The sequence below is a fragment of the Niabella hirudinis genome (assembly GCF_051201075.1).
Lineage (GTDB): Bacteria > Bacteroidota > Bacteroidia > Chitinophagales > Chitinophagaceae > Niabella > Niabella hirudinis.
Genome location: NZ_JBPEHJ010000016.1, coordinates 71764 through 93748, shown reverse-complemented (window position 1 = coordinate 93748; position 21985 = coordinate 71764). Strand labels below are relative to the sequence as shown.

18 protein-coding genes are annotated in these 21985 nt (G+C 45.7%); 7 read left to right on the top strand and 11 right to left on the bottom strand.

Features of this window, described 5'->3' with window-relative positions:
- The gene (locus tag GGU45_RS20305) at nt 1–807 is read left to right on the top strand and encodes a glycosyltransferase family protein (RefSeq protein ID WP_435227905.1); all 807 of its coding nucleotides are present in this window, start codon (nt 1–3) and stop codon (nt 805–807) included.
- Nucleotides 808–889: 82 nt separating this feature from the next.
- Here GGU45_RS20305 and GGU45_RS20300 read toward each other — a convergent pair whose 3' ends face one another.
- The 7 genes from GGU45_RS20300 to GGU45_RS20270 all read right to left on the bottom strand — a co-directional run bounded on the left by GGU45_RS20300 (nt 890) and on the right by GGU45_RS20270 (nt 9100).
- Nucleotides 890–3112, bottom strand: coding sequence for a glycosyltransferase (locus GGU45_RS20300; RefSeq protein ID WP_435227903.1), 2223 nt, complete (start codon nt 3110–3112; stop codon nt 890–892).
- 14 nt (nt 3113–3126) lie between these two features.
- Nucleotides 3127–4041 carry a glycosyltransferase gene (locus GGU45_RS20295; protein WP_435227901.1) on the bottom strand — a complete coding sequence of 305 codons (915 nt, stop codon included), beginning with the start codon at nt 4039–4041 and terminating at the stop codon, nt 3127–3129.
- A gap of 24 nt (nt 4042–4065) precedes the next feature.
- A complete protein-coding gene (locus GGU45_RS20290) occupies nt 4066–5079 on the bottom strand; it encodes a glycosyltransferase (protein WP_435227900.1) in 1014 nt (337 codons plus the stop codon).
- 22 nt (nt 5080–5101) lie between these two features.
- Nucleotides 5102–6052, bottom strand: a complete 951-nt coding sequence (locus GGU45_RS20285) for a glycosyltransferase family 2 protein (RefSeq protein WP_435227898.1) — start codon at nt 6050–6052, stop codon at nt 5102–5104.
- 78 nt (nt 6053–6130) lie between these two features.
- The gene (locus tag GGU45_RS20280; protein ID WP_435227896.1) at nt 6131–6931 is read right to left on the bottom strand and encodes a glycosyltransferase family 2 protein; all 801 of its coding nucleotides are present in this window, start codon (nt 6929–6931) and stop codon (nt 6131–6133) included.
- Nucleotides 6932–7595: 664 nt separating this feature from the next.
- The gene (locus tag GGU45_RS20275) at nt 7596–8327 is read right to left on the bottom strand and encodes a shikimate dehydrogenase family protein (protein ID WP_435227894.1); all 732 of its coding nucleotides are present in this window, start codon (nt 8325–8327) and stop codon (nt 7596–7598) included.
- A complete protein-coding gene (locus GGU45_RS20270) occupies nt 8327–9100 on the bottom strand; it encodes a phosphosulfolactate synthase (RefSeq protein WP_435227892.1) in 774 nt (257 codons plus the stop codon). The genes GGU45_RS20275 and GGU45_RS20270 overlap by 1 nt, the downstream gene beginning before the upstream one ends.
- 287 nt (nt 9101–9387) lie before the next feature.
- Between GGU45_RS20270 and GGU45_RS20265 the strand changes: the two genes are divergently transcribed.
- Both GGU45_RS20265 and GGU45_RS20260 read left to right on the top strand, forming a co-directional pair.
- The gene (locus GGU45_RS20265) at nt 9388–11832 is read left to right on the top strand and encodes a penicillin-binding protein 1A (protein ID WP_435227890.1); all 2445 of its coding nucleotides are present in this window, start codon (nt 9388–9390) and stop codon (nt 11830–11832) included.
- 265 nt (nt 11833–12097) lie between these two features.
- Nucleotides 12098–13357: an aminotransferase class I/II-fold pyridoxal phosphate-dependent enzyme gene (locus GGU45_RS20260; RefSeq protein ID WP_435227888.1), complete on the top strand. Its 1260-nt coding sequence runs from the start codon at nt 12098–12100 to the stop codon at nt 13355–13357.
- 928 nt (nt 13358–14285) lie between these two features.
- On the opposite strand, the gene GGU45_RS20255 is transcribed toward GGU45_RS20260, so the two are convergent.
- On the bottom strand, nt 14286–14675 hold the full coding sequence (locus tag GGU45_RS20255) for a hypothetical protein (protein ID WP_435227886.1): 390 nt from the start codon (nt 14673–14675) through the stop codon (nt 14286–14288).
- 571 nt (nt 14676–15246) lie between these two features.
- Between GGU45_RS20255 and GGU45_RS20250 the strand changes: the two genes are divergently transcribed.
- The 3 genes from GGU45_RS20250 to GGU45_RS20240 all read left to right on the top strand — a co-directional run bounded on the left by GGU45_RS20250 (nt 15247) and on the right by GGU45_RS20240 (nt 17835).
- Nucleotides 15247–16074 (top strand): M23 family metallopeptidase, encoded by an 828-nt coding sequence (locus GGU45_RS20250; RefSeq protein WP_435227884.1) that lies wholly within the window; start codon nt 15247–15249, stop codon nt 16072–16074.
- Nucleotides 16075–16078: 4 nt separating this feature from the next.
- Nucleotides 16079–16504, top strand: a complete 426-nt coding sequence (locus tag GGU45_RS20245; RefSeq protein ID WP_435227882.1) for a bactofilin family protein — start codon at nt 16079–16081, stop codon at nt 16502–16504.
- A 137-nt stretch (nt 16505–16641) separates the two neighbouring features.
- Nucleotides 16642–17835, top strand: coding sequence for a PQQ-dependent sugar dehydrogenase (locus GGU45_RS20240; protein ID WP_435227880.1), 1194 nt, complete (start codon nt 16642–16644; stop codon nt 17833–17835).
- Nucleotides 17836–17837: 2 nt separating this feature from the next.
- Here GGU45_RS20240 and GGU45_RS20235 read toward each other — a convergent pair whose 3' ends face one another.
- Nucleotides 17838–18416: a hypothetical protein gene (locus tag GGU45_RS20235; protein WP_435227878.1), complete on the bottom strand. Its 579-nt coding sequence runs from the start codon at nt 18414–18416 to the stop codon at nt 17838–17840.
- Between the two features lie 469 nt (nt 18417–18885).
- Between GGU45_RS20235 and GGU45_RS20230 the strand changes: the two genes are divergently transcribed.
- Complete coding sequence (locus tag GGU45_RS20230) at nt 18886–19863, top strand: hypothetical protein (protein WP_435227876.1); 978 nt, start codon at nt 18886–18888, stop codon at nt 19861–19863.
- Nucleotides 19864–20301: 438 nt separating this feature from the next.
- On the opposite strand, the gene GGU45_RS20225 is transcribed toward GGU45_RS20230, so the two are convergent.
- Nucleotides 20302–21366, bottom strand: coding sequence for a glycine-rich domain-containing protein (locus tag GGU45_RS20225; RefSeq protein WP_435227874.1), 1065 nt, complete (start codon nt 21364–21366; stop codon nt 20302–20304).
- Between the two features lie 328 nt (nt 21367–21694).
- Nucleotides 21695–21865: a hypothetical protein gene (locus GGU45_RS20220; protein ID WP_435227872.1), complete on the bottom strand. Its 171-nt coding sequence runs from the start codon at nt 21863–21865 to the stop codon at nt 21695–21697.
- Nucleotides 21866–21985: the final 120 nt, after the last annotated feature.

Sequence of the window (21985 nt, the reverse complement as noted above, 5' to 3'; positions counted from 1 at the left end):
ATGAAAATATCTATAAAAAAAAAGCTGCGCCGTCTCCGGATGTTTTTCTACTACAATTACGCCCGCCATATTTTACATCAAAGAAAAAATCCGCATACCATTCCAGTTATCATTATCAATTATAATCAGCTGGCTACATTAAAATCATTGATCCGTTTTTTGGAAGAACGGCATTTCTCTAATATTGTCATCGTTGACAACTGCTCATCGTACCCTCCCCTGCTGCATTTTTATGAAGAAATAAAAGACAGAATCACCATCGAAAAAATGCCAGCAAATGAAGGGCATGATGTTTTCTTTAAAAGCGATGATCTGCAACGCAGATACGGGCGGGGGTACTATGTTCTAACAGACCCGGATGTAATTCCCAACCCGGATACACCGGCGGATTTTATGAAAACCCTGATCCGCCATCTACACAACAATATTTACGCGATAACCAAGGTGGGATTGGCATTAGATATCGAATCTATTCCGGATACTTATCCGCTAAAAAGCACCGTAATCCGCTGGGAAAAGAAATTCTGGGAAAATGAACTTGCGGCAGATATTTACCTGGCAGAGATCGATACCACATTTGCGCTTTACAAGCCCCTGTATCCCAAGTTGGGTTTCGAAGTCAATTTTTATACGGGGATACGTATTGCAGGAAATTTTACCGCAAAACATCTGGGTTGGTATATCGACCCGGAAAATATCACAGATGAGCAGCTATATTATATGCAAAGCGCCGGCAAATCCTCATCCTGGAAAATGACCAAAGACGGACAGTTGGCAGAAGAGCAGTCTATAAAAAATTACCAATAATATCTACGGTAAATTCCGTCTTCTTTTAATCACTGAACAAGACTATCCCCATCGATAGCGTCCTGTCCAAAATAAAAGGTTTCTATTCAAATATTTCTTCAACCAATTTCCTGACATTTTCCGGAGCATACCGTTGAATAGTAATCAGTGAATGTTCTGCGATGCTGTTCCATTGCTCTTTGTTATGATATAATTCAAGAATTGCATTTGCAAATGCCCCGCTGTTATTCACCACAACCACGTCCCGGTCAGCAATCAGATCCATGCCTTCAACACCAACATCGGTAGATACAACAGGCAACCCATATTCCATGGCTTGTCCTATCTTCCCCTTCATCCCGGCTCCATACCGGAGGGGGGCCACAAATAAACGGCTGTTATAAAAAAAAGAAGATACATCATGCAGGAATCCCGGTACTTCAACGCGATCCGATTTCAGCCGAAGCACTTCCACCGGAGGGTCGCTTCCCAATAAGGTGAGTTTCATATCGGGCACGCGCTCCCAAATCACAGGCATAATTTCCCGGACCAACCATAATACAGCATCTACATTGGGCGGATGTTTATAGCCGCCAATGAAGCAAAGGCCTTTCCGATTTTCAAAACCAGGCAGCGCTATATGTTCTTTTACCGGATGAATATTCGGAATTACTTTTACGTTCTTTGCTCTGGCTTCTACCAGGATATCACGTTCAAAAGGTGTTACCACAAGGGTCATATCTGCTCCCCGTGCATAGCTAAGCTCTTTTTGTTTCAACTCCTCTATCGCACTTTTAGAAGTGCTATTGGATGGATGATAAGCCAGGGAACGCTCCATTCGCAAATAATGGAGATCTACGGTATCGTAGATCCAAGACACCTTTTCATATTGTTGAACCACCGATGCATATTTTTCGTTTAAATGAAGGCGGGCTATCCACACATAATCCATACGGGACAAGACTTCTTCTAACAGATCTATCTTTGATCTTGGCCCCTGGGATTCATACACAATCCTAACACCTTGTGTAATTAATTCAGAGTAATAGGGTTCTTCTCCTTCGCTATAGTCCGGCAGAAAATACACTTCAAGATCCAGTAGAAAAAAAATCTTTATCAGTTCATGCATTCTTCTCGACCCCGAGTCTTTATCATAAAATGGAAGGGTAGCATCAATAATCAAAATCTTCTTCTTTCCTCTCTGAAATTTATCAACATGATCATTAAAGTCGTAGCTATCTGAAAAACGGTTAAAAAAGGGCTTCCATTCTTCAATAAAGGCTGAAGTATTGTGTATCTGATGGTTGTTAATACCACTGTTCCCTGGTTGGCCAGCAGAAACAGCACTATTAAAACAAACTACCTCCGCCAACGGCTGATAGAAAACTTTCTTTCCCAATTGGTAACGTACCGAAAAGCAGAGATCAGCATCCTCGCTGGAAGTAGCTACGTATTTCTCATCAAACCCGTTTAAAACCGAGAAATCCTTTGCTTCGACTAAAAGACAGGTGCTATTAACATAATCTGTTTCCCTCAAATAGCTATACTTATACGCCCGGGCGTCCATTAACCTTCCAAAATTGCGCCGTTCTCCCTCAATGTTTACCAATCCACCCGCCTGCTCCAGCAGCCCGTACGGATAGATCAGTTTGCCTCCAACAACACCCGTATTAGCATGCGTGGCAAATACATCGATCATCTGATGCAACCATCGGTGTTGCACCACAACGTTATTGCCCAAAAAACAAATATAGTCGGAGACGATGGCTGCTGCTGCTCTATTTCGGGAACATAAAGAGCCTATACGGCGATCATTCCGTATCAGCGTAATATTCTTACATTGCTGAAGACCAGAAACCGTTTCATCTGAAGAACCGTCATCAACAACAATAATGCTATATGCAACGTTGCCCGTATTTTCGAGGATAGACTTTAAGCAAGCATAGGTAAATTTCCATTGATTATGCGCAACGATAACGATTGTTACTATCGGGCTATCATACCGAGGGAATACAAGTGATTGATAAAAGGGCAACTTTTCAGGCACATCTGCCCTTTTAAAATTATGAAACCCGAGCAATTGCGCTACAAACCCCTTTATGCCATGCCTGTAATGAATTTGGTATGGATACCTGTTAAATCGAAAAACAAGAACAACTAAACAAAAAAATCGCCCCAGAAGTGATCTTATTAATCTGCCATCAATTAGCTTTTTAATCAATCCTCCTTTCCATAGGTAGTATGTCCGCACCAAATGAAAACACGCTGCATAATTAACCCTGTCAATTCGCCGGCTCAATTTTTCCGATTTTCCCAATTTCTTCATCTCTTTGTACTTGTTTAGCGCTTCTTAATCTCTGCCCAAACTGCTCCCATCGTCACGCGGCACCCGTACCATTTAGATACCCGCGCGTTCCGGAACAAATTTCGAATCTCCGATCCAAGAGGCGCTTCAGCAGCATGCCTTATCCTCCAAAAGTCTCTAAACAAGCGCTTATACCCCCTATAATAGGTTCCCTTATCAATCATGGATTCCTCAAACTGCAGGTTCAATATCTTCATTTGTTCCAAAACGCCCAATCCTGACCGGATGGCTTTGCCGCTTACATCCTTTTCATGTTTCAGAAAATAGTTGAGTAATTTTCCGCTTATGGCAACCCTTCCCTCCATGGCCAGCCGGATCCAGAAAACCATATCCCCGGCATATTTATAGTTTTTATAATCATGAGAGATCTTGCTATACAAATTCCTTTTCCAGATAGCCATACTTGCATTGAAGATGGCGTTTTGAGCCCCCATGTAGGTTTTTACAAACAGAGCGCCGTCAATGCATTCCTCTACTTTACGATGAGCAGACTGCCATTTTATATTTCCCTCAACATCAACACAATAAGACTGACAATAACTAATAGCGCATTGCTCATCTGTTTCTGCATTTTCCACCAGTTCTTTAAGCAGCACTGGCTCACACCAGTCATCACTTTCTGCTATCCAGATATATTTTCCGCCGGCCAGTTTTATTCCTTTTTCCCATTGCAAAAAAGTACTTCCGGAGTTAACCGGATTATAGACAATAGTCTTAACCAGGGGATGTTGCCGGTATTGTTCGATAATCGCTTTACTGTTGTCGGTTGAAGCATCATCAAGAATAATAATCTCTATGGAGCGATATGTTTGATTTAAAACGCTTTCAATTCGCTTTTGAAGAAATGCTCCATGATTATAATTGGGTATGATTACAGAAACTAAAGACATAGCATACAACAAAAAAATAGCATATCAAAGCAAGCGCTTTGTCATTCTTTCAATAATTACGGGCACCTCTCTGCCCTCCGCCAAATAAGCGCTTTGCAAAAGCCCTATCCATTCGATGAACCGAAACTTCTTGTCAATATCCGTAGAAACTTTAACCTTTACATATTTTCTCATTACCTTAAACCATAGTGCTGTACCACTCTTAAGAGGTCTGCCAAAATTAACCTGATGCTCGGGGATCATCTGCCGGATAGCCGGATCGTAGCAAACATGGGTCCCATATATCAATTTCCGGATGTACGAAAGTTCTGTCCGTTTTGCAGTAATCATGTGCTTTACTTTCAATGCCGGGGCCACTCCTGCGGCAGCGCCTTGTACAATACAGGACAAAACCAGTTGCATGTCGCCTCCACTGGTCAGCTGGTTGCCTTCCCTATCCTTCAACGTCAATACTCCGGAAGATAATAATTTCACATAGTGCAGGGCGTGCTGCCGTTTAATGCTTAACCCCGTTCCATACGGATAACAGTCCTGCTGCGACCGCAGGCAGGAATATTGTATAAAGTCCTCGTGCCGCTCCTGAAATCGGGGGTCGGCATACTTCTTTAAATTAGGCGCAATGCCGTCAATATAATCCACCCATACATTTCCGGGGCCCCACGCTCCTATAGAGGGATACCGCTCCCACAACGCTTCCAACACGGTCAAATAGTCATCAAATGGTTCATTATCATCGTCAAAAAAAACAATATACCTTCCGGTCGATTCAAGAATTCCCCTTTTTCTTGCAAAGGTCAGTCCCTGTTGCTTTTCAACAATAACTCTTACGTAAGGCATTTGACCTAACAGGTCCTTTATATATGTGAGAGCGGTTAATTCAGGAGCACTGCTGTTGTCAATTAAAAGTACCTCAAATATCCCGCCGGGTTCTTTTAATAACCTGATCGCTTCTAAACAGCGTTTAAAAATCCTGTCATCCGGATTATAGGAACACACCACAATTGAAAACAGAATTTCGTCATTTCCTGTGCCATTCATAGAATACTTTTTTCCAGGGTGATCATTGTGGTTGATATTTTTTAAAAAAATGTTTTAACTGGTAGCGATACCGGGTTTTATACTTAAACAACATGATTGATTTTTTACGAAAGAAATTGCCGCTTAATGCATTTTTCAGTTCCGATTCAAAGTCCTGCCTTACCTGGGGTGAAAATTTTTTATGGCCCTTATAAAACGCCCTTATAAAGCGCCGGAGGCCCACAGCATAAGACGGTTCATCGATAAGCCCCTTCCTGAATATAATTTGAAGAGCCTGAATTTCCTCAATAGTCCCTTTGCCGGTTTTATACATTGCTCCACTGACATCTGCGTCATGTTTCCGGAAATAATTCAATACGCGCCCACTGATATGTACTTTTCCTAAACCAGCCATCTCCACCCAAAACAACCAGTCTCCGCACATTTTAAAATCAATAAAACGCCTGGATATTTGGTCGTAATACTTTTTTTTCCAAATCGCCATGCTGGCGTTGAAAATTGAAGTCGTTTTTATCATAAAATCACGGATAAATGCATCTCCCGCTTTGATTTCTGAAAGACAGCCGTGATGCGATGTAAAGCGAATCTTATTGACGCCATCAACACAATAAGCCTGACAGTAACTCACCACACAATCCTCATCAGATTCAATTCCATGAACAAGATGCTCCAGTAAGCTCGGCTCGCACCAATCGTCACTTTCCGCAAACCATATATATTCACCTCTGGCAAGTCCAACTCCTTTATCCCATTGTTTAAATGTACTTCCGGAATTCACCGCATTATAAACAATATGTTGCACTTTGGTATTTCCCCGATATTGCTCTATGATATCTTTACTGTTATCAACGGAAACATCGTCCAGTATAATTACTTCGAAATCCTGAAAGGTCTGATTTAGGATGCTATCAATCCTTTTTTGTAAATAAGCTCCGTGATTGTAATTGGGTACTATTACTGATACTTTTGGCATGTAAAATAAAACACATTATACAATTTACATAAGAAAATCACCATTGCCAGATATAGATCAGCACAGGTCAATGAGGTTTTATGCTTCCATATACCCATTGGCACGGTAGCTGTACTTGTAAAGCACCGTTTCCCGGTATATTTTTTCATTGGTGCCCAGGTTGGCACGGGAATTAAAAGTGTGAAAAATATGATACCCGACCGCAGCGAGCTTTAATTTTTTCTTTTTGATGCCCAGGTTGATCAGGCGCTCACCCAACTCGGAATCTTCCCGCCCCCAGCCTTCAAATCCGCTGTAATACCCGTTTACTTTTACATAATCATTTTTCCAGAAGGCCAGGTTGCAGCCTTTTACATTGTGGGATTTGCGGGGATTTACAAAAAAACAGCCTGAAAAAAGCGGGATCCGCAGCGCATTAAACCGGTTATCAAGTCCTGGCATAAAGGAATGCAACCCCTCGATATGCTTGGTCCGCAGCAATTCATGGCTCCGGCGCTCATTGATAAGCGTACGGCTGCCCTGTACAAAAAACCCCTCCCGGGCCGCTTTTGCATGATCCGCAATAAAATCGCGGTGCATAACGATGTCCCCGTCTATCTCAATAATATAATCGGATTCAATTTCCTTTATAGCTTTATTTACAATCAGGCTTTTCCGAAAACCCCGGTCTTCATGATATACATGTTTTACAGGGATACCGTGAATTTTTTCAAAATCGCGGACACACCAGGCCGTGCGGGTATCATCGCCATCCTCGGCAATAATGATCTCATCCGGCCTGCGGCTCTGGTACAATACACTTTTTAACACCAGCTGGAGTGCCTCCGGCCATTTGTAGGTGGAAATCATCAGTGCTACTGTGAAAGGAGTTTTTTTCATATACATTCTGTCTTTCTGCTTTTGGTTTATACTTCGCCAGGAAAAAATCAGTACGTTTCTAATGATCGGACAACGCGCCCTTTATTCCCTGCTCAGTATGGGCCGGCCATCCGGAGCTATCATATCCTGATAACGTGAAAAACGGTTGCAGCGCAACATGTTTGTCAGTTTGATTTATTCCGGATGCCCAATTTATCAATTCTTTTACAACTTTACGGATCTTGTCACCACCCGCAGAAGGGGTGATGGAATCGGTTTTTCAGCCTGCACCTGACCATTGCGCTCCTGTTTCAGGCCGCAAAGATAGTTTTTTTTACCGTTTGGGGGCGGATATGCACATAATCTCCGCTTTTTATCCCCGGTTTGGAGAATCAGCACAAATTATACCGGAAGCGCCGGGAAGTATGGAGCCTGGCAAATCTTGGGTAATATTATGAGAAATTTGACAACCGAAGGCCCCTTCGGGAATTTGAAAATATGAAAATGTGGGAATGAAGATGCCGTTAATACTCCCGGATCTTTCTCCTGGTCCATATTATACAGGAAATAGGGAATGGCAAGTAGTGAGAAGTTTGTACCTAAAGCATAAAAAATGGAAACCAACCCCAAACATCGGGTGCAAGGCAAAATCCGACCTGAAACTTCAAACATCAAACCCGGAACCTCAACTATTCCAGATATTCCAGCTCAGTTCCGCCTGGCCCACCAGCATATCATAGCCATTTTTGATAATGGCGCCGTGCTCTTTTCCTTCGTTTAAAAACGCCGTTAATGGAGGATTGTATACCAGGTCGTACAAGTAATGCCGCGGTGTGATGAGGTTATAAGGCAGATCCGGCTTTCCTTCTGTTTTGGGAAAGCTTCCCAGCGGAGTTGTATTGATAATCAGCGGGTAGGCTTCCATTATGGCAGCATCCAAATCGTTATAGCTCCATGCGTTTTCGCCCGGAGTCCGGGAAACATACCGGTAGGCAATGCCCAGCTTTTCCAGTGTATAGCGCACCGCCCGGGCGGCCCCGCCGGTGCCCAGGATTAAGGCCTGTGTATGATGGGGCTGCAGCTGCTCCAGCAGGGTGGTTTCAAAGGCTGCGGCATCGGTATTATATCCTTTTAACCGGCCGCCGGCAATCCGGATGCAGTTACAGGCTCCAATAGATTCCGCTTCGCCATCCAGCTCATCCAGAAAGGGCATTACCTCCTGCTTATAGGGTATGGTAACATTAAAACCTGCCAGCTCGGGGTGTTTTTTTAGCAGCTCCGGCAGGTGCCGGATGGCTGGGATCTCGAAGGCCTCGTACCGGCACCCCGAAATCCCCTCTTTTTCAAACTTTTCTGTAAAATAGCGTTTGGAAAAAGACTGGCTTAGCGGAAAACCTATCAAACCGAATAATCGCATCAGAACGCTGTTTTATTATCAAGGTATAAGCCGAACGAATCGCCCCGCAGGCCTATGCGCATGGCTTCCAGCGCTATCACTTCATTGGGAGGGATATTGCCCAGGTTTACGTTGCAGCCGATCAGTTCCAGGAAATAAAGTTGCTGTGCTTTTTGCGGCGCCTCCCAAATGATCTTTTCGGAAGGAATCTGGGTCAGGATCTCCTGTACCAGGCCTTCGCGCACTTCACCGGACCCCCGGTAAATACCCACATTTCCTGCCTCGCGCGCCTCCGCAATCACATAGGAGGAACCGGCTTCCAGTTCTGCTTTCATCAGCTCAATCCATTTGTACGGGGGTATAATATGCGTGGCATCCTTGCTCCCTACCTCGCTTAACACCGTTCCATGCTGCGTCAGCTTTTCAATATAGCCGCACTTTTCCGCATGAGGAATACTGATGGAGCCATCGCTCACCTCCATATAATCGATTCCAAAATGTTTGCAGATGGCAATGTAGTCATCTACCTGGTTGCGTACCAAGTAGGCTTCAAACAATGTACCTCCAAAATAAACAGGCACATCGTAAGAACGGTATACTTCGATCTTTTTTTCCAGGTTGGGGGTTACCACTGCGGTGCCAAACCCCAGTTTCAATACATCTACATGGGGGTAAGACACACTCATAAAACTCTTTGCCTCATCAATACTCAACCCCTTATCCATTACCATTGTAATGCCGTTTGTACGTGGACGAACGTTCCTTTCCGGCATCTGCGTCAAATTAAACTTCATTCGGTATCAGTTATTAATCGCCGCAAAAGTAACTATTTTGCGCCACTCCTGAAATCTTAGCTGCCCGGAGCCGCTGAAAATGAATATGCAATTGATAAAAAGAGCTTAAATTATCCCCCTGATTTCAGTTTATAGAAGGGCATTTACTTATTTTTGATACGAATTTTATCAATGAAGTTGTTTATAATCCGACAGGGATAAATTTGTGAACGTTAACAGGTGATATCCATCACTTTTTTATCCCTTGTTCAGTATAAACAAGTTCCACACTTATTATTAGTTTCTATATGAAGAAATCGGTACGTATTTTCTGGCGGCTTTTTTTCATCCTGTTTGGTCTGGGCGTATTAACGGTGCTGCTGGCCAACTGGGGCGTATTTGGGAAAATGCCTTCATTGGCAGAACTGGAGAACCCGGCCATTACGCAGGCATCAGAAGTGCTGGCCGCAGACGGCACCCTGATGGGCAAATATTACCTGCCCAATGGCAACCGTTCCATTGTAAAGTACCGCGATATCTCGCCCAATGTGATCAATGCCCTCATTGCCACGGAAGACAAACGGTTTTACGATCATGCGGGTATTGATCTGAAAGGCACCCTGCGCGCCATTTTTTTACTGGGAAAAGAAGGAGGCGGCAGCACCATTACCCAGCAGCTGGCCCTGGCCCTGTTTAACCAGCGGGCCAGCAATAAGGCGGTGCGCGTCATTCAAAAATTAAAAGAATGGATCATTTCTGTAAAGCTGGAACGGAATTTTACCAAGGAAGAGATTGTGGCCCTTTACCTCAACGTTGTTCCTTTCAGCGATAATGTATATGGCATCCGCAATGCCGCCCGGACCTGGTTCCAGAAAGAGCCCGATCGTTTAAGCGTGGATGAGGCCGCATTGCTGGTTGGGATGATCAACGGGCCAGGCATCTATAACCCCAGGAGAAACCCCAAGCTGGCTATTGACCGCAGGAACCTGGTAGTAGCCCGAATGGTGGAAAACGGCAACCTGTCTGCCGCCGAGGGCGACCGTGTTGCCGCGATGCCCATGCGGCTGAATTACAAAAAGATGGACGAAAATACGGGGTTTGCCCCCTATTTCCGGGATGTGTTGCGCGATGAAGTAAAAACGATCCTCAAAGATTCGGGCCTGAAGAAACCAGACGGATCATCCTATAGTCTTTATGAAGATGGGCTAAAGATTTATACGACCATCAACCCCCTCATGCAGCAGTATGCCGAAGAAGCCGTTTATATGCAGGTGCCCAACCTGCAGCGGGCGCTGGTACGCCAGTCTTTTATCAAGAGCGGGGCTGTTTGGAAAGGGCGGGATAATATCCTCCTTCGTGCCATGAAAGAAAGTGACCGCTGGAAAAACATGGCCGATGACGGATTCTCCGACAAAGAGATAAAAGCCAGCTTTTACAAAAAAGTGCCCATGAAAATATTTTCGTGGAATGCCAAGTACAAAGGCAAAGATACCGTAATGACCCCCTACGATTCTATCAAATACCACCGCACCATGGTACAATCGGCCTTTATGGTGATGGACCCCGTAACCGGCGAGGTAAAAGCATGGGTGGGCGGTATCGATTTTAAAACCTATAAATACGATCACGTAAACCTCCGGACCAAACGCCAGGTAGGTTCCACTATTAAACCTTTTTTATATGCCGAAGCGATCGAAGAAAGAGGGATGACACCGGAATCGATGGTGGAAGATGTACAGCAGGATTTTGGCAATGGCCAGCTGGTGCCCGCCACCGGACGCAGCTGTAGCGGCAGAACGATGACCATGGCTTCAGCACTGGCCTGGTCCAAGAACTGTGCTACCGCTTATATCATGAAAATGGTAGGCCCTGCACAGTTTGTTAAATTTTTACACCAGATCAATATCCCCACTAAAATACAGCCCTTCCCTTCCATTGCCCTGGGATCCTGTGAGCTCTCCCTGTTTGAAATGCTTTGGGGTTATTCCATATTCGGGGGAAGGGGCTTTTCTACCAAGCCCTACTTTATCAGCCGGATCGAAGACCGGAATGGCAACGTGATCAAACGTTTTGATTACAGCGTAAACCGTAAAGAGGCCATCAGTGAAGCCACCGCCTATACCATGAGCCGTATGATGCAGGGTATTGTAGACAAAGGAACCGCCGCCGGATTAAGAGCCCGGCTGGGCGCAGCGGAAATGGCGGGCAAAACCGGTACCACCAACGACAATAGCGATGCCTGGTTTATGGGCTTTACGCCCCAGCTGCTGGGTGGCGTTTGGGTAGGCTGCGATGATCGCTTTATCCGCAATGAAGGCCGCGGCGGCTTTGGCGGAGAAGCCGCCCGCCCGATATGGGAGGCCTTCTTTAAAAAAGTATATGCCGACAAATCGCTGGGCATTAACAGGGATGAAAAATTTGCGGAACCGGCAACAATGGAGAACGAAATATTAAGCGCCGATCCATCACAGTTTGTTACTTCTGAAAACCTCGAACCAACGGCCGAAGGCGAAGATGCGGGCCTGGGTACGGAGCAGGATTATATGCAAAACACCAATGAGTACATTGGACCCGAATCCAAACCCGTAACAGATGAAAAAGGGCCGGCCAAGGATACGGTTAAAAAAGAGCCGGCCAAAGCGGTTCAGGGAAAAGCCATCGGCACCTCCGATGAGCCCAGGAAGAAAAAAGGATTTTTGGGAGGCCTTTTCAAGAAAAAAGATAAAAATAAAAAACAGGAACAGGAGAAATAGTAAGAAGCCACTGAGACTCTGAAACACAGATGGAGGCGATCTCGCTGCATTCATAGCCGCTGCGGCTGCAAGTCGCCGACAAACTGCGTGCCCTAACTCCGGCGGCACGCATTTCCTTATAAGGACTCCCCTAAGCACAGCATAAAAAATCCAGTGTTTCTGTAGTTCTGTGGCATTCCCCTCCTCTGCGTTTCAGCGGCCTCCTCACAAAAGCAACAAGTATCGTATATTTGCGCATTATTTTATTTAAAAATCGAATCATTATATGGCAGACATTTTTGAGCGGCTATTAAAAAATTACGGACCCATTGGTCAGCACCGGGAAAGAGCCCACGGTTATTTTGCGTTTCCGAAACTGGAAGGAGAAATTGGCAGCACGATGAAGTTCCGCGGAAATGACGTAATCGTTTGGAGCCTCAACAACTACCTGGGATTGGCCAATCACCCGGAAATAAGAAAAGCTGACGCTGAGGGTGCCGCTCAATATGGACTTGCATTGCCCATGGGCGCCCGGATGATGAGTGGTAACTCTAACCTGCATGAGCAGCTGGAAGCCGAACTGGCCGCATTTGTAAGCAAAGAAGACGCAGTTTTATTGAATTTTGGCTATCAGGGCATGGTTAGCATTATTGACGTGCTTTGCAGTCGTCATGATGTAATTGTTTACGATGCCGAAAGCCACGCCTGCATTATTGACGGGCTGCGTTTACACCCCGGTCACCGTTTTGTATTTAAACACAACAATATTGAAGACTTTGAAAAGCAAATGGAGCGGGCCACAGCCTTGATTGAAAAACAAAAATCGGGCGGTATCCTGGTCATTACCGAAGGGGTTTTTGGTATGGCGGGTGACCAGGGTAAGCTAAAAGAAATCATTGCTTTAAAAAACAAATTCAGTTTTCGACTGCTGGTAGATGACGCCCACGGGTTTGGCACACTGGGCAAAACCGGCGCCGGCGCGGGAGAAGAGCAAGGCGTGCAGGACCAGATCGATATTTACTTCTCTACGTTCGCTAAGTCCATGGCGTCTATTGGGGCTTTTGTTGCCGGAGATCGTAAAATCATTGACTATATCCGTTACAATATCCGCAGCCAGATTTTTGCCAAAAGCCTGCCGATGCCGCTGGTGGTAGGTAATCTCAAACGACTGGAGCTGCTGCGCACAAGACCTGAGTTAAAAGAAAAGCTTTGGGATGTAGCGTTAAAACTGCAGAACGGGTTAAGAACACGCGGGTTTGATATTGGCACCACGGATTCCGTTGTAACCCCCATCTACATGAAGGGCGGCGTGGAGGAAGCCACAGCCATGGTAATGGACCTCAGGGAAAATTACCGCATCTTCTGCTCCATTGTAGTATACCCCGTTATTCCCAAGGGACATATTATTTACCGCTTAATTCCCACGGCCAGTCATACTGATGCCGACATTGAAGCTACATTAACCGCATTCTCTGCCGTAAAAGAAAAGCTGGATGCCGGGACTTACAAAACAAATGCCATCCCTGATATGGCAGAACGTTCATAAAAAACATATAATTTCAAAAAAGAACCATCCGCAGACTACGGGTGGTTTTTTTTATCGAAATTATTTAGGACCGCTGATGAACCCGAACATCCAGGCATTTTTTTCCACTTTTCTCCCGATTAATCGCATGCACGTCAAGGTAAGCGCAACATACAATCTGCCCCGAACTGCAGCTATACCAGCATTTGAGCCATTTTCGCTCCGTTAGGAGCGGTGTGTTTATCCTAATCGTAATGGCATTTGTTCGGGCTCCGTAGGACGCCCCGTGTTTATGCGGCATCCCGCAGAGGCTCATTGACGTCAAGTCAACGAGATGTAAGCATGCCAGCAAATCTGCGCTATTAAAGGCTTTGAGGGGCATATCCCCGGATAGATGTTGGAACATCGTGCTTTAGCGCGATGTTAGCAGCCAAAAGGCAGATGTGAGTGCCATAGGCACGGCAGATGTTTCGGGCTGACGGCTCTCAATCCTTCGTCTGGATGGCGAGACGGGTTAAAACCCGCTCTTACAATATTCATCTGCCGCTATGCGGCGGGTATAGTTTCATGCTAACCTGACGCGTAGGCGCAGAGGCGGGACAGGCACTGACGGAGCCGATGCGCTGCATCGTTGGTCATGAATACTATAAGCACGTGGCGCCTGCAGCACCTGGATCAAGTTTCCTAACTTGACGCTCATGTATGACAATCGGGACAAGTCCGCCGAAAGGCGAATTCCGCCAAATAGGCATCGAATAGGCTCGGGTATTTTCGGTTGGCGAAATCGATAAAACCGGCGTTGCAGGCCTGGTTATCAGCAAGCTCTCCACATTAAGGAGAGATATATTGCGATCATTGCGTGTTCATAGCGCCCCTTGCGGTAAAAACAACAATAGCAAAAGGCTGCCTTTGCAGACAGCCCTTGCACGTTGTATCAATTATTAACTGGTTATTTTACTTCGTGTACAATAACAACTTCAACCGTCTTGGAAGTTTTGCTAACGCTGTACACCTTAACCTTGTTGGTTTTAGCATCGCTTACTTCAAAGGTCAGTCTTACGCTTGAGGGCAGTTGGGTATCAAACTGGTAGTTCCGCACAAGTTTAGAACCGGAAATGGTTTCTGTGTACAGCACTTCACCTGTCTCGTCTTTGATAGAAACGCCATAAGTTCCTTTGTTCAGGTTATTCAAACGCAGCTGGTAAATGGGCAGCTCTGTATTCGATTTGATGTATTCCAATTCGGGTTTTTCAGCATTGTCTGTTGCAACAACAGGGGTTGCAAAAACGCCGGTAGCAAAAAAAGCGGCAATAACGATGGATAATACTTTTGATTTCATGGTAATTGATTTTATGATTTTTAATTAAATTTTTATTTGCAGGAATACCTGGTCTTAACGACTATAGATATCCTTTGTGGTAAGAGTGTTCGAAAACAACACGCCTAACTTGTATGCTGCATCCGCAGCCCTGGTTAATAAAGCTTTCATTTTTATGTCTCCTTTTGTTTTTTGTTCACAATTTCTTTATCCAATAGTTCACATCACCGGGCGGCAAACAAAGCGAGAGAAGCAAATCCTGGTTGAGCTCAACGAAACGCTTTTGCAATACGCCCGTTTTAAATTGATACCACAAAGCTACGACCTGCAAAATCCTGCATAAAACCAACCTTTTACGCTTCTTAGGGTGCTTAGCAGCTAATAAATATATATAAATCAATAATAATCAATTTATTGTAAAAACAACTGTCATGATATCCAAACGGAAAAACGGGCGCTGAATTTACGGTGGCCAAACATGATTTCAGTCCCTTAAACATGCTGCCGGCTACAGATTTAAATCATGTATTGTTTTTTATCATATAACAGATTTACTGTATCTTACGGCGCCGAAACGCGTTCAGCCATATATATGTTCAAGCATAAAACTTCCATACTCTTTGTTGATCATTCCTGCAAGGAAAAAAAATCGATCCGGGTTCCTACAGTCTTGCTGGTATCATGGCGAAAATACCTGGTGGGATGCCTGGCCCTGATTCTGATTTTTTGTGCAGCATTTTGCTTTTTTATATTTAACAAAACAAGCAACTTCTATGCGCACCTGTATAAAAACCGGCTCGACCATGCCACCCGCATCAGCAACGAAATCGACGTAGCTAAGGTGAAGGCCTCATTCAAATCGATCGATCAGCATGTAAAACAGATCAACCAGCTGCTTGCAGAAAGAGGATTGTCAAAATTAACGCTGGACAATGCAGGCGGACCCGAGGTCTTTGACATTGCAGCCACCGATGAAGTAGCCGCGCTTTATGATAAGGAACTGGTAAAAGCAGAAGACATCATCCGCCATACCCCCATAGGAAGACCGCATTTTGGCGATCAGACATCGGGGTTCGGGCACCGTTATAATCCTTTTGGAACCGGCGGGGTTGAAGGCCATACCGGCCTTGATTTTAGAGGAGCGATCGGGGAAACGGTCAAAACAACCGCAGACGGGGTTGTTATATTTGCCGGCACAAAAGGAGGATATGGAAACTGTGTAATGGTGCAGCACCAAAACGGGTTTCAAACCCTCTATGGCCACCTGTCAAAAATCAGCGTAACAGAACATCAAAAGATAAAATCCGGAGAAAAGATCGGCGAAATAGGCAGCACCGGCAGAAGTACGGGCCCCCACCTGCACTACGAAGTGCTGATCAACGGTACAAGAACAGACCCCTCCCGTTTCACAAAACTATAACGCAATGTTTAATAAAAACAATTCCAGAGACAAAAAAACCAATATCGATCATGTAACCATCAATACCGTAATTGATGAAGGAATGCTTATCAAGGGAAATATTTCAGGTGAAGGCGCCATCAGGATCGATGGGAAAGTTGAAGGTAATATCGATCTTAAAGACGGGATTATCCTGGGAGAAAAATCAGAAATTAAAGGCTCCCTAAAAAGCAATATCATTGTAGTGCATGGAAAATTATACGGAAATATCAGTTGCCGCTTTCTCTACATTAAAAGTACGGGCTTAATTGACGGCGATATTGAGGTAGGAGCATTTGAAGTGGAACTGGGCGGCAAGTATAACGGAACGCTCAAAATGTTTGACCAGGAGCCGCAAAATAAAGAGACACATAAATCCAAAAAAACGTTGGTAAGTGAAACGGCCGTTTGATTCCTATAAAAAAGCAGCCTCCGGACTTAAAAATAAAACCCACCCTATATGCTTGCGCATTAACCAAAGGCCCCTAATTTTAGCGTTTATTTTTAACTACAACCATTATGCATACCAGGACCAGGATGATTTCTTTGATGACTGTGTTATTAACCGGCATGGCTGCCGGAGCCACTACCCCTTCCTTCAACAACACCGCTGTTGATACACTGCCCGCTGTTGAAAAAAAAGCGCCAAACAGTACCTATAAGCCGGCATTCAGGGGGCAAACCAGGGTACAGGGCGCAAAAACCACTACTCCGTACCGTGTCAACAAAATTGCCGAAAAAATAAGCGCCCCTTTTGCCATTGTTGCCATGCCCGATGGCCGGCTGATGGTTACCGTAAAATCGGGGTACATGGAAATACGCAACCGGGATGGAGCGCTGATAAAAAAGATCATCGGGTTTCCGCCCCCCGACCTGGTAGGACAGGGTGGGTTGCTTGATGTAGCGTTTGACCCTAACTTTACCCGCAATAAAATGATCTACTGGACCTATTCAGAAAAACAGGCATCCGGCAACTTAACGGCCGTGGCCAAGGGCAGTTTGAATGAAGCCGCAGGCAGGGTAGAAAATGTGTCGGTAATTTTTCGCGTAACCCCGGCCCTCAACAGCAACCTTCACTTTGGGTCCAGGATTGTTTTTGACAAAACCGGCAACCTGCTGGTTGCTGCAGGAGAACGATCAATCCTCGAAGGCCGGGCCCAGGCTCAGCTGCTGCAGTCCGGTTTGGGAAAAATCTTCCGGATCACCACCAGTGGCAAACCCGCAGCCGGTAATCCTTTTTTGCACAAACAGGGAGCCATGCCGGAAATTTACAGCTACGGCCATCGCAATCCCCAGGGATTAGATGTAAACCCCGCAACCGGGGCCGTGTGGGAATCTGAATTTGGCCCGAGAGGCGGCGATGAAATTAATATAGTACGGGCCGGTAAAAATTATGGCTGGCCGGTGATCACCTACGGAATTGAGTACAATGGCTCAAAAGTAGGGAATGCTCTGCAACAAAAGAGCGGCATGGAGCAGCCCGTTTACTACTGGGATCCGGTGATCTCGCCCAGCGGTATTTGCTTTTACCAGGGCAGCGCCATCCCCGAATGGAAAAACAATTTGTTTGTAACTTCCCTGAGCGGGCAACACATCGACCGGCTGGTGATTAAAAACAACAAAGTAGTTGGAGAAGAGCGGCTGCTTTCAGACGAGGGCGAACGCTTCCGGGATATTGCCTGCACCAACGGCGTACTCTTTGCCATCACCGACAAGGGAGCTATTTACAGGATCGGCAGGTAACCTTATCCGGACAGATACCCGTTTGGATGGGGCGGCGCTCCCTGATCATTTCTTTTACCAGGCCAGTCTGCCTGTTGCCGGGGCGCCACCGCCTTTAAAACCGGAATGGCAACGGATGCCGTTCTGGTTGCTGCGCTCACTGTGTTACCGGGGCCTGCCGCTGCCTCTTTTTGTAACCGGATCTTATGGGTTTCCAGCTCCAGTATAACCAGGGATAACTGATCAAGGCTTACTTCCAGGCATAGCAGGCGTGTTTCTTTTTCTACCAACCGTTCCGGCTGTCGCTTTTCCCTGCGTTCTTCCAGCAATAATATGTCTAATTGCAGCCGGGCCTGTTCATGTTCTCGTTTTTTCCGTGCCTTTTCCGGAAGGTCTTCGATATTCAGGGAAACCTGCTGCAGCTCCACACCTTTTCTATATAATAAGTCGTCTATTTCAGACACAGCATCCAAATGGCGTTCTATCTGTAATTCGAGTCCCAGTTTTTTCCATAAAAAGGTCTTCTGCGTTCTGTATGCCTGCTTCAATGAGGCATCACATTCTGAAAGATTGGTGACCTGGGAAAGTGACAGGGTTAACATAGTGGTTGTTTTGATTAAAGGACACCCTAAGCTACAACCGCGGGATGCCCTTTCGGTCAACAAAAACATATTTATAAATTATTTAACATTTTAGACTTTAAAAGGCGTTTCATCTGTTTTGGATATTTAGATTAATCTGTTGTACGCCAATCAGTTCAAGTTAAATGGATATTGATTCAAAACGATTAAAAGCGGGCGCATACTTATTATTTTATTTAATAATTCATTTTTAAGGGATAAACGGCGGGGAACATGCGCCCTTCGCCGTTAAAAACAAACCTCAGGGAACAGGAGGAGCGGAGGCCACGCAAATGAAACAATGCCATTAGCGACCAGCTACCCCGCTGCGATCGTTGTGGATACCTGGCGCGTTGCGATTTAAAACAAATCATGTGGGGCCATCAACACACTTGCTACCCGTTAAAAAAAGCGCTACTTTCGCAGCCCGTGAAGAAAAGCAGAAGAAGCAATGAACACAAACAACGAAGCATTGGATACAGGAAGTAACTGCATTGAAGTACAATATTTTTTTGAAGAGGAAACCCATTTAATGGACGCGCTGGTACAGAATAAATGCGAGTATGAGCTACTGGCATTGGTACGGGAAGTGGCATCCCGCCTTAAGCTTCGCATCATTATTGAAACCGCCCCGCTGGCCGAAAAAGGATTCAAACGACGGTTTAGAGTAACGCTGAAAAAAGAACATAAGGTAACCGCAGCAGCCCTTACCATTGCCACAACCGTATTAACGGCTGTTATAGCAGCCCCGCTGTCGGCATCTGCCGGCGATGCAGCCCGCAGGCTGGTTGAAGTACTGAAGAGCGTCCCGGAGTTCAATAATACCGACAATAAAAGAATGCAGCTGCAGGCAGAAAAACTGAGACTGCAGATGTACACTAATTGCGAAAACCTGGACACCAGTACCATCATCAAAAAAAGGCGGTCGAACTTTTTTGAACTGCTCAACCGTTATCCCCGGATCCGCCAGGTGCGCTTTACGGCATTTAACGAGCTAAAGGATACCATAACCCATGAAGAAAATTTACTGCGGCAGGATTTTAACAGCTTTATACTAACCACCAATATACTGGAACCCGAAGAAGTGGACGATATCGATATTGAGATCATTTCACCGGTATTAAAAAAGAGCAGCTATAAGTGGACCGGCATGTACCAGGGAAAACCCCGATCGTTTACCATGCAATCAAAAGAATTTAAAAAACTGGTACAATCAGGAAAAGTACAGTTCAAAAATGGCACTTCCATCAACTGCCAGCTAACGTTGCAGAAAAAGATGAACAACGAGGGTACAGAACGCATCACGGGCATTCTTATTAATCGTGTAAATCATTATTTTGAAAACGATAAGCCTATTGAAACCGTGGAGGGCAAGAAACAGAAAAAGCAACCGGAGCCGGAAATAACCCAGCTGGCGTTGTTTATGTAAAGGGGAATGGGGGAACAGGCAAGTAGCAAATAGGAAGATGGCGGTCGAAATGTAGATTGGTCTTCAATATTAAACAATTATAAACCGTCTTCAATACCATTCAACCAACCCGGTGTAATGTGAAAATGTGGAAATAAAATCAGGGGTTCAACCTTCACCCAATAAAACCAGCGTTTCGGAGTATAGTCTGGGGATGTGAGAATGGAGACAGGGCATCAGGCATAAAAACAAGACCCAACATCAAACCTGAAACTTCAAACGTCAAATGTCAAACCCTATCAACCGTTCCCCCAAAAAAGAAACTGTCCCCGAGGCTGCACAAAACAACTTCAGGGACAGTTTCAGAAATTTTAAGCAGCTGAAACCAGGGTCATTAAAGGGCTGCCCTTTCAGACAGCCCCTGTCATCCTGGTTTTTACTGCACCTAACGATATTAGACTAATTTTTAACAACAGCCACTACTTTTGAATAACTGCTGTGGCCATCTGCATCTACCTGTTCAATACGGATAAATCCTTTGTGTTCCCCGGTGTTTACCACCTCACCGTTTTTGTTACATGACAAAGCGGCCATTCCAATCAGCATATAGCCCAATACAGCCAACATAAACAGGTTACGGTTTCTGCGAGCTCCTCCAAAACCAAGAACCACCGCTGCCAGTACCGAAACGCCGAGCAACAGCGTGTTACCTTCTTTATCGATACGTACAGCATAAGTAGTAGCGTCTGTAAACAGGGCGCCCGCATGTTTGGATTTTACAGTAGCAATGGTTTGAAAATCGGTACCATTTTCAGACGCCTGGATATTAAAATGATCATTTTTAATTTCTTCCAGGGTTGTAAAATTCACCAGCAAATCGTTATCACCTGCTGTAGCTACAATAGCTCCAAATTGTACGGGCAATACCCCGTCCAGCAGCACCTCTACCCGGCCATTGCCGCCAACATTACCGGCCCTGTTGTTCGCATTGGTCCTGAAGCCACCGCCGCCACCGCCGCCGGGCGCAACACCCGGGATTGCGTTAACTCCTGAATTTGCACCGTCACCGCCATTGCCGCCCAGGTCATTTCCATTACCATGGGTCTGAACCGTGCCTGTACCGCCATCGCCGGCAGCACCTGCAGCACCGCCGCCGCCACCGCCGTACCCGTTGCCTCCATCAGCGCCATTTACGCCGTTGCCCCCTGCTTTATCAATAATGCCCGATGCGCCATTTGACTGCCAGGAGGCTTGTACCCCGGCACCCTGGGCTGCAGCGCCGGCACCGGCGTTGTTGTTGTCGCCCCCCGAAATTCCGCCAAGAGCGGTAACCGTAAACGAACCATTTACCGCAAAAGAGGACGCTCCTCCATTGGTACCGGAGCTGCCCCCCGCGCCTACTACAAAAGAGTAGTTGCCCGATGGCAATACCAGCGATACCTGCGAATAGGCTGCTCCACCACCGCCGCCGCCGCCGCGGTTGACATTTGCGGTGCGGGTGCCTCCACCGCCGCCCCCCCCCATATTTTGATGGTAACTTTATTAGCCTGGCCGGCGGGTACTGTATAGGTATAAGACCCGGGGGTAGAATAGGTTTGGGCCAATGCCGTTAAAAAAAATAAAGACGCAACGAATAAGAACAGGCCTTTTTTCCTGTTTAAAGAATAAGATGTCATTGTGCAGTTTTAAAAATTAAAGAAATCAGTTGTTATTGGTGATAACCGGTAAAGCAAGAGGATTCAAAAGATTTCCGGCATGCGGCAGGGGGCTGCAGAAATAGTTTGAGTGGCGGCATCGGAAAACAGCGGCACGGTATTACCCTCCCAAAATGGGTTTGAATAAAACATTATCATTATCCGTATTTCCGGTTTATTGTGGGTTTCAGAAGCGCCAGGGATCCGCAGTGGATCATCATTGGTTTGGGGGTGCTCCTTGCCGACCGGGTGCAATCAGCGGCCGCAAAAGTAGCTATCAATAGCAGGATGTCCAATGCCCCCAATGCAGTATTTTTCATACCCATCATAAAACAATGTTGGGCAGTTGCCAGCGCCTCTACGCTGCTGCAACTGCCCAACATCCAAACAAGTGCAACCGGCTTAATAAAGGGCTGCCCTTTCAGACAGCCCCGTCATCCTGGTTTTTA